The sequence below is a fragment of the Candidatus Nitrosopumilus koreensis AR1 genome (assembly GCF_000299365.1).
Classification (GTDB): Archaea; Thermoproteota; Nitrososphaeria; order Nitrososphaerales; family Nitrosopumilaceae; genus Nitrosopumilus; species Nitrosopumilus koreensis.
This window is the reverse complement of sequence record NC_018655.1, coordinates 614,370-626,323: the sequence shown is the minus strand read 5'-3', so window position 1 is coordinate 626,323 and position 11,954 is coordinate 614,370. Positions and strand designations below refer to the sequence as shown.

General features: G+C 34.5%; 17 protein-coding genes and 1 tRNA gene. 9 read left to right on the top strand and 9 right to left on the bottom strand.

Going from position 1 to position 11,954, the window contains the following annotated elements:
- Positions 1 to 39 precede the first annotated feature (39 nt).
- Together NKOR_RS03645 and NKOR_RS03640 are read left to right on the top strand one after the other, a co-directional pair.
- Complete coding sequence (locus NKOR_RS03645) at positions 40 to 513, top strand: SRPBCC family protein (protein ID WP_014963013.1); 474 nt, start codon at positions 40 to 42, stop codon at positions 511 to 513.
- A gap of 62 nt (positions 514 to 575) precedes the next feature.
- Positions 576 to 908 (top strand): hypothetical protein, encoded by a 333-nt coding sequence (locus NKOR_RS03640; RefSeq protein ID WP_014963012.1) that lies wholly within the window; start codon positions 576 to 578, stop codon positions 906 to 908.
- Between the two features lie 151 nt (positions 909 to 1,059).
- Here NKOR_RS03640 and NKOR_RS03635 read toward each other — a convergent pair whose 3' ends face one another.
- The 7 genes from NKOR_RS03635 to NKOR_RS03610 form a co-directional block, all read right to left on the bottom strand.
- A complete protein-coding gene (locus NKOR_RS03635; protein ID WP_014963011.1) occupies positions 1,060 to 1,452 on the bottom strand; it encodes a hypothetical protein in 393 nt (130 codons plus the stop codon).
- 47 nt (positions 1,453 to 1,499) lie between these two features.
- Positions 1,500 to 1,676, bottom strand: a complete 177-nt coding sequence (locus NKOR_RS09950) for a hypothetical protein (protein WP_016939618.1) — start codon at positions 1,674 to 1,676, stop codon at positions 1,500 to 1,502.
- 20 nt (positions 1,677 to 1,696) lie between these two features.
- On the bottom strand, positions 1,697 to 1,930 hold the full coding sequence (locus NKOR_RS03630) for an Lrp/AsnC ligand binding domain-containing protein (RefSeq protein WP_014963010.1): 234 nt from the start codon (positions 1,928 to 1,930) through the stop codon (positions 1,697 to 1,699).
- A gap of 52 nt (positions 1,931 to 1,982) precedes the next feature.
- Complete coding sequence (locus NKOR_RS03625; protein ID WP_014963009.1) at positions 1,983 to 2,630, bottom strand: nitroreductase family protein; 648 nt, start codon at positions 2,628 to 2,630, stop codon at positions 1,983 to 1,985.
- Positions 2,631 to 2,668: 38 nt separating this feature from the next.
- On the bottom strand, positions 2,669 to 2,854 hold the full coding sequence (locus NKOR_RS03620) for a hypothetical protein (protein WP_014963008.1): 186 nt from the start codon (positions 2,852 to 2,854) through the stop codon (positions 2,669 to 2,671).
- A 38-nt stretch (positions 2,855 to 2,892) separates the two neighbouring features.
- A tRNA-Ser gene (locus NKOR_RS03615) sits at positions 2,893 to 2,974 on the bottom strand.
- 40 nt (positions 2,975 to 3,014) lie between these two features.
- Positions 3,015 to 3,278, bottom strand: coding sequence for a hypothetical protein (locus NKOR_RS03610; protein ID WP_014963007.1), 264 nt, complete (start codon positions 3,276 to 3,278; stop codon positions 3,015 to 3,017).
- Between the two features lie 101 nt (positions 3,279 to 3,379).
- Here NKOR_RS03610 and fen point away from each other — a divergent pair, with 101 nt between their 5' ends.
- Positions 3,380 to 4,402, top strand: coding sequence for a flap endonuclease-1 (gene fen, locus NKOR_RS03605; RefSeq protein WP_014963006.1), 1,023 nt, complete (start codon positions 3,380 to 3,382; stop codon positions 4,400 to 4,402).
- Between the two features lie 41 nt (positions 4,403 to 4,443).
- Entirely contained in the window at positions 4,444 to 4,968 is a 525-nt protein-coding gene (locus NKOR_RS03600) for a PAS domain-containing protein (RefSeq protein WP_014963005.1), read from the top strand.
- A gap of 3 nt (positions 4,969 to 4,971) precedes the next feature.
- Here the strand turns inward: NKOR_RS03600 and acs are convergent, their stop codons facing one another.
- Both acs and NKOR_RS03590 read right to left on the bottom strand, forming a co-directional pair.
- Complete coding sequence (gene acs / locus NKOR_RS03595) at positions 4,972 to 6,888, bottom strand: acetate--CoA ligase (RefSeq protein ID WP_014963004.1); 1,917 nt, start codon at positions 6,886 to 6,888, stop codon at positions 4,972 to 4,974.
- 54 nt (positions 6,889 to 6,942) lie between these two features.
- Positions 6,943 to 7,827 carry a CdvA-like protein gene (locus tag NKOR_RS03590; protein WP_014963003.1) on the bottom strand — a complete coding sequence of 295 codons (885 nt, stop codon included), beginning with the start codon at positions 7,825 to 7,827 and terminating at the stop codon, positions 6,943 to 6,945.
- 133 nt (positions 7,828 to 7,960) lie between these two features.
- Between NKOR_RS03590 and NKOR_RS03585 the strand changes: the two genes are divergently transcribed.
- The 5 genes from NKOR_RS03585 to NKOR_RS03565 all read left to right on the top strand — a co-directional run bounded on the left by NKOR_RS03585 (position 7,961) and on the right by NKOR_RS03565 (position 11,953).
- A complete protein-coding gene (locus NKOR_RS03585) occupies positions 7,961 to 8,254 on the top strand; it encodes a hypothetical protein (protein WP_014963002.1) in 294 nt (97 codons plus the stop codon).
- A 32-nt stretch (positions 8,255 to 8,286) separates the two neighbouring features.
- On the top strand, positions 8,287 to 9,900 hold the full coding sequence (locus NKOR_RS03580; protein WP_014963001.1) for an FAD-dependent thymidylate synthase: 1,614 nt from the start codon (positions 8,287 to 8,289) through the stop codon (positions 9,898 to 9,900).
- Between the two features lie 36 nt (positions 9,901 to 9,936).
- Positions 9,937 to 10,347: a peptide-methionine (R)-S-oxide reductase MsrB gene (msrB, locus tag NKOR_RS03575; protein ID WP_014963000.1), complete on the top strand. Its 411-nt coding sequence runs from the start codon at positions 9,937 to 9,939 to the stop codon at positions 10,345 to 10,347.
- Positions 10,348 to 10,469: 122 nt separating this feature from the next.
- Positions 10,470 to 11,480: a homoserine dehydrogenase gene (locus tag NKOR_RS03570; RefSeq protein WP_026089960.1), complete on the top strand. Its 1,011-nt coding sequence runs from the start codon at positions 10,470 to 10,472 to the stop codon at positions 11,478 to 11,480.
- Positions 11,477 to 11,953 (top strand): PUA domain-containing protein, encoded by a 477-nt coding sequence (locus tag NKOR_RS03565; protein ID WP_014962998.1) that lies wholly within the window; start codon positions 11,477 to 11,479, stop codon positions 11,951 to 11,953. The genes NKOR_RS03570 and NKOR_RS03565 overlap by 4 nt, the downstream gene beginning before the upstream one ends.
- The last annotated feature ends 1 nt before the right edge of the window (position 11,954 follow it).

Sequence of the window (11,954 nt, the reverse complement as noted above, 5' to 3'; positions counted from 1 at the left end):
GATTAAAAATGGTTGTACAAAATTTAAAACTCACAATATTTGAAGGAGTCACATGGCAAAAACTTCAAAAAAATCATTTCACACAGGCACCGTAAAAAAACAATAAAGATTAAAGCATCAAAAGACAAAGTCTGGAGAAAAATTAGCAATATTGCGGGCCTCCCTACATGGGTAGTAGATGTAAAGAAAACAGTGTACCTTTCTAAAAAGAAAAAGGATGTGGGAGCAGTTAGATTAATCACATTTGCAGACGGGAATCAAATTGAAGAACACATAGTTGCATGGAAAACTGGAGAATATTTCACATATGTTGCAACAGATGGATTACCATTAAGAGCGTATGTTGCAACAATATCAATTAAACCAAAGTCAAAAAATCTTGTAGAGTTGACATGGCAGTCATATATCAACAGTAAAAAAATGTCTGAAAAACAATTCACAGAGTTTCTCGCATTTATGGGATCATTTTATGAGGCATCACTTGAAAATCTCAAATCATTATTACAAAAATAACACTAGAGAATTTTCAGGTTAAAATGTAAATACTGTGAACAGTAAAAAAAATCATGAGCGATATGCGCTTTATTCTCATTGGAATAGGCCTTACTTTTGCAGGATTTCTTGTTTTGGGAGTAATGGGAAGTCAGTACCAAGCTGCAACCTTTGAATCAAATGAATTTGGTACGTGTTACGAATATTTTGAAGATAAACCACCACAGGAAATCAATTGTTCATTTAAGATAATGGACCAAACAGTGTTCTTTGCATTAGTGATGGGATTACTTGTATCAGGAGGGATTGCTTTGATCAAAGGTGTAAGAGGAGACTGGGACAGCAAAGTAAAACCAGAAGACATTGTTGGGCCAGGAAACACACAGAATAAAGATTCAGACGGAAAACAGGATTAAGAATTTTTTTTAGATTTTACCTTCTCATAGTCTTCAGGATTATCTTCTTCCAATCTTTGAAAATAGACTTCTTCATATGGCATTTTTATCAATATAGAATTACCAAATTTACATTTAAGCTTAAGGGATGATTTGTACTTTCTGGGCTCAGTTAGGAAGACTCGATGATTTGTTTCATACGGTCAAACATTTCCCCTACCTCATCTACTCTTTGGTTGAATTGCTCATCAGTCAATTCATCGGGTTTGTTAAGAGTAATCAAAATTTCAGAGAAATCACCACTAGAGACAATCCTCATAGGAACATCCCATACTGCTTCTTTGTCGACAAATTTATGATCTAAAATTCCAAGGGATTTGTTTTCACTGAATTTTAGTTTTGATTGTCCACGAGGGCCAGTGAAGGACCACCATCCGTTATCATTAATTTTTGCATCAGGCATCATTTTAGGTGGAATTTGCAAGATTGTATCAAATGCATCACCGGTTTTTTTCTTCACTGTTATGCTAAGAGTTCTAGATCTTGACACGTCTTCAGATTCCATTAATAATTAAAAAGGATATAGTAGTAATGATATGATTATGTTTAAGGCTATTTGTTGAGAAACTCTTTAATTTTTTTCAGGTTTTTGACATTTGATTCATGAAACATCACCATTGATTCTGCAAGAGAATTTGGCAAGACTGTTTTTAGATTATCTACTAATTCATCACCACTGGAAATCATATTATCAATGAGTTTGTCTATCTCATTTTTTTCATCAGGCATAAATTAAGATAAAATTAATCTTAATTATCCTTTTTTATGAGTGTGGCAGTAGATCGAACCTTATCCAATTTTTGGATATTCCATGAAACAATCTCTCGGATCTTCTCAAAATTTTCTGCCTGCAATCTAACTAGCATATCATGAGTTCCAATAGTTTCAAAGACATCTACGACTTGTTCAATCTCTTTGAGTTTTTCAATAATTTCAGCCTCTGCACCCAACTCACAATTTAACATAACATAGGCATCAGTCATGAATCTAACAAATATTTTTGATTATTTAAAGATGGATGATTTTAGGGACAGCTTACCATGCAACATGAACCAAGTCTTTGAGATTTCGTCTGGGTTTTGGAAATTTAGTTTGTTTTGGATACCCGATACACAATACAGATGATGGTACCAAGTCAGTGCCAATAACATCCATTACTTTTTGTTCATCAAACATGCCAATCCAAATAGAACTCAACCCTAAAGCTTGCGCAGCTAATTGTGAATATCCAGCAGCCAACGTTGCATCTTGAATGGCAAATTTCTTTAGAACATATTCAGGAAAATCAAATTTTACCCTAGAAGGGTTCTTGCAAAAAACCAAAACTACAGGGGCATCAACATAAGGTTGATTATTACATGCTTCAACTAATTGTTTTTTCTTCTCAGGACCTTTTACGTAAAAAATTTCAAATCCTTGATAGTTGCCTGCAGTAGGGGCAGTATCAGCTGCTGCAATAATTTTATCAATTTTTGTTGTCTCAACTGGTTTGTCCAAAAATTTTCTTGTAGAACGCCTCTTTGCCATTACAGCAAACAAGTCAGTATCAACAACCTCAGTAGGACCGGATTTTAAAATAAAATCAATTAATTGATTTCTCACATTAGGATCAGATGATTCTGGAACAATTTCTGGTTCATAACCCAAAGGATATGTTTTTTCTTCTTTGATGTCTGGTGGCACAAAACAAGTAAACAAAATTAGTATTAAAGAATTTGAAGTTATTCTGCTTCAAATTTGTCACAACCAGAAGTACATGGTTTGTTCATTACACCCTCACATTTTCCTTCTGCATCATGCATGATTCTATGATGACCGCAGATTTTACATTTTTCACGGAAATGCAGAATTAGTTCTGCAGTTGAAATTTCTGATTGCTGAATTTTTGATTCAATTCCTTTGACCATATGGATTATCTCTTGATGGGTCTTAATAATTATGAACACGCCGGGAAAGGGATTCGAACCCCTGCACGCTTGCGCGTAGCCGTTTTCGAGACGGCCGCCTTACCACTTGGCTATCCCGGCAAAAGATCTCAGATTTTCTCCATAATAAAGCAAATCAGAACTAGAGTTTTTTATCAATGTCAAAAAGTTCATCGTTGAATCTTTTTTTGATTTGTTCTTTAGTTTGATTCCATTCTTCCTCAGAAACAGTGTCAGTAAAAATAGAATGAAATCCAGAAAAATCCATATTCATAATTGATATAATCTCTTGTTTTTCAGATGAAGTTAAAGGAAAATACGAGGTTATCTTTGAGACGCCATCATCAACGTACTTTATTTCAAATATTTTGTCTTGGAGATGAGGAGGAAGTACTAGTTTTACCATAATAAATTAGAAAAGACATCAATATTAAAATCGATTTTACCAAAAATACCGATCAACAAAAAAGGATAAACACAAAATAGCACAAAATCTCAACAAAATTCATGGGATTAAATCTAAAAGATTTGGTGGTCAGAGAAAAAACAACATTAGAGTCATTTTCAAATAAAGTGATTGCAATTGATGCATACAATGCAATTTACCAATTCTTAGCAAGTATCAGAGGCCCAGACGGATTACAATTATCAGATGCAGAAGGCAGAATAACCAGTCACCTTAGTGGACTGCTTTATAGAAATGTAAATTTTCTATCATTAGGAATAAAACCAGTGTATGTCTTTGATGGAAAGCCACCATCTCTAAAAACTGCAGAAATTGAGCGTAGAAAACAAATCAAAATGGATGCCACAATAAAATACGAAAAAGCCATTGCAGATGGAAACATGGAAGATGCAAGAAAATATGCTCAGCAAACAACAAGCATGAAGGATGGCATGGTCAAAGAATCAAAACATCTCTTAGCCTGTTTTGGCATACCATACATTGAAGCCCCATCTGAGGGAGAAGCTACTGCAGCACATCTAACAAACACAGGACAAGCATATGCATCTGCAAGTCAGGATTTTGATTCAATTTTGTGTGGTGCAAAAAGACTAGTTAGAAATTTTACAAATAGTGGAAGACGAAAAATACCAAACAAAAACACATACATCGATATTGTTCCAGAAATTATTGAAACACAAAAAACATTGGATTCATTGGAACTAACACGAGAAGAACTCATCGATGTTGGAATTCTAATTGGAACTGATTTTAATCCAAATGGTTTTGAAAGAATAGGCCCAAAGACTGCACTCAAGATGATCAAACAACATTCGAGATTGGAAGACATACCACAAATTCAAGAGCAATTACAAGAAATTGATTTTCAGCAAATCAGAAAAATATTTTTGAATCCCGAAGTTGCAGATGTAAAAGAAATTATTTTCAAAGATGTAGATTACAAAGGCATAACAGACTACCTTGTAAAGGAACGTAGTTTTTCTGAAGACAGAGTTAGTTCAACATTAAACAGATTAAAAAAAGCACTAGAGAGAAAAAGCCAAAATCTAGATCAGTGGTTTTAACAAGATTTCAGTTTAATAACTAGTGAATACAATTTTAAAAAATGCCTCAAACAGAAGCAAGAAAGGTTCTCAAAGACGCACCAGTTATGTGGAGAAGAATCAACTCTATTGGTGTAATATTGGACTGTAACTCAACGTATGCTGCAAATCTGGGTTACGCAAAATCAGAGGTTTTAGGTAAAACAATCTTTGAGCACGTACCTAAAGAAGAGTGGGAGGCAATGAATAATTCTCTAAGAACATGGTTTGAGACAGGAACAGTCACAGATAGAAAAATTACATTCAAGAGACAAGATGGCAGCACATTTCCAGGACTGTTACAGGCAACCAGCTTATATGATGAAAACAAGAATCTCCTTGGCAGCAATACAGTGATTTTTGATCTGACACAAATGACAGATGAAAACATTGTAGAGTATGAGAAATTTTTCAAAGATGCAAATGACAAACTAGACGAGATTAAAGAAAAAGAATACAACAGGTTAGATGAAGAATCAAAATCAGAGTATGATGGATTAAAAGAGATGTTTGAAATTCTATCTACTGTTAATTTGAAAAAACTTTAACAGTTATTTTGATTCTTGAATTGTTTTTTGAATCTCATCAAAAGCAGTTTGTACTTCAGTCACAGCAGCACCGTCTTCCAATGTGCTGATATCACCAATCTTTTCATTATTTCCAATTGCTTTTAACAGCCGTCTCATAATTTTTCCACTACGCGTCTTTGGCAATTTGGTTACAAAATAGATTTGCTTAGGGGTTGCAATTGCACCAATATCAGCTCTGATTTTTTCTATCAATTTTTTTTCTAAAATTTTTCTATCGGTAGTGACATTTTGTTTAAGTACAACAAATGCAATTATTACTTCACCTTTAACCTCATCAGGAATACCGCATACAGCAGATTCTGCAACATCCTCATGAGACACAATACAACTTTCAAGTTCTGCAGTGCCAATTCTATGACCCGCTACTTTGAGCACATCATCAGCTCGTCCAAGCAACCAGAGATATCCATCAGAATCCTTTAGTGCATAATCACCAGGATAGTAACAATTTTCATATTTTGACCAGTACACAGTTTTGTATTTTTCATCATTACCCCACAATGTCAAAAGCATTCCAGGCCACGGATTTTTGACTACAAGATAGCCCTTTGTGTTAGAGGCAACATCTTTGCCATTTTCATCTACAACAGAGATATTCACACCTGGAATAGGAAGAGTTCCAGAACCAGGCTTTAGAGGAATAGTCTCCAGCCCAGGCAAAGGAGAAATCAACATCCCGCCAGTTTCAGTCTGCCACCAAGTATCAATGATTGGACATTTTTCTTTACCAATAGTTTTGAAGTACCATTTCCAAACTTCAGGATTAATTGGCTCGCCCACTGTTCCAAGTAATCTCAGAGAAGAAAGATCAAATGAATTTGGAATATCATCTCCAAATTTCATAAACATTCTGAGTGCGGTAGGTGTTGTGTAAAAGATAGTTGCTTTGTATTTTTGCAAGATATCCCACATCCTAGATGCATCTGGAAAATCAGGTGCACCTTCATACATAATTTCAGTTGCACCATGCAATAACGGTGCATAAACAACATAACTGTGTCCTGTAACCCATCCAATGTCAGCAGTGCAAAAAAACACATCATAGTCTTTAATGTCAAATGCCCACTTGAAAGTGGAATAAAGATGAGTAAGATACCCGCCTGTTCCATGCAAAACACCTTTTGGTTTTCCAGTGGTTCCCGAAGTATACAAAATGTAAAGAGGATGTGTGCTGTCTAGCTTTTCAGGAATACAACTTTCTGATGCATCATCCATCAATTCATTCCACAGTTTGTCTTTAGGTGTCATCAAAATTTCATTTTTTGTTCTTTGTACAACTACAACATTTTTCACAAAATCAAAATCTTGTATTGCCTCATCAACTACTTCTTTGAGAGGCACAATTTTTCCACGTCTATATCCCCCATCTGCAGTGATTATAATTTTGGATTTTGAATCATCGACTCTGTCCCTAATAGAAGTTGCACTAAATCCTGAAAAGATAACAGTGTGAGGCGCCCCAATTCTAGCACAAGCTAACATTGCGATAGGTAATTCAGGAATCATTGGAAGATACAGAGTTACACGATCGCCTTTTTGCACCCCTAAAGATTTGAGTACATTTGCAAATTTTTGAACCTGAGATAACAGCTCACTGTATGTAAGAATCCTAGAATCCCCATTTTCTCCCTCCCAAAGTATCGCAGGTTTTTGAGATTTTGATTCCTGATGTACATCCAGAGCATTATACGAGGCATTAATCGTGCCTCCAACAAACCATTTTGCAAAAGGAGGGTTCCAATCCAATGTTTTACTCCAAGGAGAAAACCAGGTCAGATTCTTTGCCTGTTCATCCCAAAAAGAAACAAAATTAGAAGAAGCCTTTTTTCTAGTTTCAACGTCATGATTTCCAAGACCAATATCATAGGTATCAGACATTAGAAAATGTATGGACTAGGATCTTTCTAAATGTTAAAAAAATAATTAAAAAAATTATTGTGCTTCCATTCTAGCAAGCCAATCATTATCGTTGTCGTCTTTTGGAGTTTCTGCTGTCACCTGTTGGGGTGGTTCTGGAAATGCAAATGTTACTTCAGATTCTGTTGGAGGTTCAGGTATAGGGGTTGCCTCAACTTCAACGTGTTCTGAAGGTGTTGTAACGGGTTCTGTTGGTGCTTCCGGAAGACTTGTTTGAACAACTTGTTGTGATTGTTGCTCATTTGTCTCCAGATATGAAACGGCTGATTCTTGGATGTCTGGTTTTGGAGGAGATGTTATCTCTTGCACTTCCAATCCCAAGTCTGAAATTCTGCTCTTAACATTTGTAATTTCTGCTGTTTCGTGAGTCACATGCTCAATTACCTCATTTGTGCATGATTTCACAGTTTCAAATGTTGTTTCAGAGATTTCATTACTCTTGAATTGTACTTTTGCATCAAACAATAACATTTTTGCAGACTTCATTTGTTCATCTAACTCAGTCAGTCTTGCCTCAAGTTTGGCTTTGATTTTACTTTCTGTTTCATCTAATGATACAAGTTTTGACTTGTATTTTTCATGAATTATTTCAGCATCTTCTTTCATGTCATCATTTTCTGAAACAATGTCAATCAAGGCCTTTAGACGACGTAGAGTTAGTTGTTTTTCTCTAATGAGTCTTTGAGAGTCGAGTCTCCATTTTGGAATGAATATAACAACATCACCTTGAACTACTAGTTGCTCATATTGGATTTGCTGTAATCCTTGAGAACCGCAGTCAATGCCGACGGATTGAATACTACCATCGATGTCAGTTATAGTTCCTGCGACTTTGCCCATGAATGTTCCGTACATGTCTTTGACGTTTTTACCGATTATCTCGATATCGTCTTGGGTCATGTGAGTAACTTTAGGGATTTGTATAACCGACAAAGGGTAAGGAATCTTTTTTGTTTTGGTAAGATTATTTTCACAAACTCAAAATCACGTATTTTGTAGTAATTTTAAAATTTAGAGGGCATATAACAGACTCATGATTCAAAAAGAAGAACTTGAACAGATTTTGAATTTTGTATCAAATCGATGGGTCGAAGTCACCAAGGAAAAAGACAGTAAAATCATGGAAAATCTACCAAGTAATTTTTGGATGAATTCAGTTGGTGGTAAAACTGCCAACAATGGTTTTTGGGTAACCACTTTGATGTATACTGAAAATGAAGCTGATGCAGCTGCATTCAAAGAAGTTTTGCTCAGATGGCAAGCTAAAGGTCAAGACGGTGACAAAGACAAAGGTCCCGATCTAATTCAAATTGGAAAAAAGAAATAGACTATTAATAATTGAAAAACAGGACACCAGTGTTGTCAGAATTTTCAACTAAGGAAAAAAAGATTTTATCAGAACATTTTTCCAACACTGACGGCAATGTGTTTGCAATAATTACTCCGCAACAAGTTGATCGTGGAGCTCTGATGTCAAGATATAGTAGAACAGACAAAAGCATGAGACGTATATTTCTGGATGAATTTCTAAAAAATAAAAACAGAGGTGAAGAATTTTACAACAGGGTTCTGCTAGAATACGGAGACGATTCGGTTGCAGAACTTGGCGAAGCACAAATTGCAATTGAAGGATTATCAAACATTGCAGTAAAAAAAATCGAAGATAGACGAATCGGATTGTCATATTTAGAAAAATCATCAAGATATGTTGCATGGAATAAAAAAGAAAATGGAAAATACAGATTTTACAGAGACCCAGAAATTATGAAATCAAAATTTGCAGACATGTATGAAGAAACATGTAATTTTTCATTTGATGTGTATTCAAAAAACATTGAACCGATGATAAATTATGTAAGAGAAAAATATCCAATTGAAAAATATAATTTTAAAGATTCCAAAGACGGAAAGGAGAAATCATTTTCCAAATTAAAAGATGAAAACGACATAAAATCTGCCAATATGATTTACAGAGGTTCAACAAAAGCTAAAGCATTAGATATTTTGAGAGGGTTACTGCCAGCTTCAACCCTAACAAATGTTGGAATAACAGGTAACGGAAGAGCATTTGAATATCTCCTTACAGTTTTAGGTGCATCTGATCTCAAAGAAGAACAAGATTTAGCCTCAAAAATCAAAAAAGAACTTGATAAAACCATCAAATCGTTTGTTCGAAGAGCAGATGACAAATATGGAAAAGCATTTCAAAAATATCTTCGAGATGTAAAAAACAAATCAAAAACAACATCTAAAGAAATCAAGCCAAGACCAAAAAAAGGAACCCGAACAAAACTAGTAGATTATGAATCAGAAAAAACAGCAATTGATAAAATTATTACAAGTATAATGTATGAGCAATCCCCAAGTACTTCTTATCATGATATTTTACAGCAAGTAAAAAAAATGCCAATCAAAAATAAAACAAAGATTATTGATGAATTTGCAAAACTCCGAACAAATAGAAGACACAGGCCTTCACGAGCATTTGAAAGTGTCTATTACACATTTGATTTGTACAATAATTTTGGGATGTTCAGAGATTTTCACAGACACAGAGCATTAACATTAGAACGACAATTACTTACAACAGATCATGGATACAACATTCCCAATGAAATCAAAATTCTTGGAATTGACAAGGACTTTAAAGATTGTATGAATAAAACTAAAGAAACATTTGACAAAATTAGAAAAAGATATCCAGAACAAGGACAATATGTGGTAAACTTTGCATACAACTATCCTTACTTTATGAAATTTAATTTACGAGAGGCATGCCATCTGATTGAATTAAGAACAGTTCCACAAGGACATGTCGATTATAGAAGAGTGGCACAGCAAATGTTCAAACAAATTAACAAAGTACACCCAAGATTAAGCAGGATCATGAAATTTGTAGATATGAAAGAATATGATTTGGAAAGATTTGAATCAGAAAAAAGAACAGAAGAAAAAAGAAAGAAGATGAAATAGAATAAAATTCAAATATTTTAAAAAATGAAATAAAACATGTCAGAAAAAATTAGAAAAACACCCGAAGAATGGAAAGAAAAGTTAACTCCCGATCAATATGAAATTTGTATTAATCATGGAACTGAACCTCCATTTTCTGGAAAATACAATGATTCAAAACTAGAAGGAAAGTTCAAGTGTACCTGTTGCGGGGAAGATTTGTTCTCATCAGATGCAAAATTTGATTCAGGTTCAGGATGGCCAAGTTTTTGGGAACCAATTTCTGAAGATAAAATCGAATACATATCAGACACATCATATGGCATGGTTAGAACAGAAGTCAATTGTAACAAGTGTGGAGCACATTTAGGACATGTTTTTGATGATGGGCCCAAGCCAACAAATCAAAGGTATTGTATCAATTCAGTTTCATTACAACATGAAAAAGACACAGAAAATCAATCATAGTCATAAATAAAATATTTTCATCAATGCAATTCAAAAATTATTAATAAAACGCAATCAATGGTAAGAAAATCAAAGAGAATCAAAATGACGAAAAAACACACATTCAAAAGGGCTGAAAAAATTTGAGAATAATACTGTGCGGATTTGGCGTTGTGGGCCAAAGTTTAGTGAAATTATTTGATTCAAGATCAGAGGACTTGTATGCAAAATATGGACTCAAGCCCAGAGTGGTAGGAGTTTTTGATAGCAAAGGCAGTGCAGTTAGTTCTTCAGGATTGGAATTAAACAAGCTCATCGAGGTCAAAAAGAAGTTTGGAACCGTAAAAAATTATGCTAATACAAAAAATACAATGTCAGGTATCGACATGCTCAAAAACATAGAAGCAGATGTATTAATTGAAACTACTGCTAGCAATTACAAAGATGCAGAGCCTGGAATGACACACATTACAACAGCTATGAAAAAAGGAATGCATGTCATATCAGTAAACAAAGGACCTCTCGCGTTAGCATTTCCTTCATTATTGGAACTTGCCACATACAATCAAGTAATATTCAAATTCAGCGGCACAGTTGGAGGAGGAACACCAATTTTAGATTATGCTAAAAACAGCCTGAGTGGGGAAAGAATCATATCATTTGCAGGCATACTAAATGGTACAACAAATTACATTTTATCAAACATGGCAACAGGAATATCATACGAGGAAGCCCTCAAAGATGCAAAAGATAAAGGGTATGTTGAAGCTGATGAATCTTTGGATTTAGATGGATTAGATGCTGCAGCCAAATTAGTAATTCTTGCAAATTGGATTATGGGAATGAAAGTTACAATGCCAGACATTAATTGCACAGGGATTCGCAATGTAACAACAGAGGATATTAAAAAAGCTGCTAAAAATAATTGTGCAGTGAAATTGATTGCATCATGTAACAAAGAACTCATTGTTGCACCAAAAGAAGTTCCAAATGATGACCCGCTTTGTGTAAATGGAACACTTAATGCAATTGCATTTACATCAGAACATTCAGGCACACAGACAATAATTGGAAGAGGTGCGGGAGGCATGGAAACTGCAAGTTCCATACTAAGAGATTTGCTAGACATCAGACAAGAGATTGCAAGAACTTGAAGTCAAATTTAATTTCAAAGAGTGAGACATCTGCACTCTTAAAAACAGTTTCAGAACAATGGGAAATGGATCTTCCAAAAATAAAAAATCTCAAAGTTCATCAAATTTTAGATGATGCCCAAATCATTACAGGTAAAGGAATTAAAATTCTGAAAATCAATGATGACTATTTACCATTTTTATCAGAAACTGAAACCTTGGAAAAATTTCCAAATGTAACAGTGGATATGGGCGCAGTAAAATTCATGTGTAAAGGAGCAAATTTGATGAGGCCAGGAATTAAATCATTTACAGAATTTGAAAAAGATAAACTGGTTTGTATTGTCGAAGAATCTCAACACAAATTTTTAGCAGTAGGTAAATCAGTAGTGTCAAGTTCAGAAGCAGAGGCAATGGATAAAGGTGAAGTTATAAAAAATCTTCACTACATCTCAGACAAATTCTGGGAAACTGGGAAAACGATTTACGATTAAA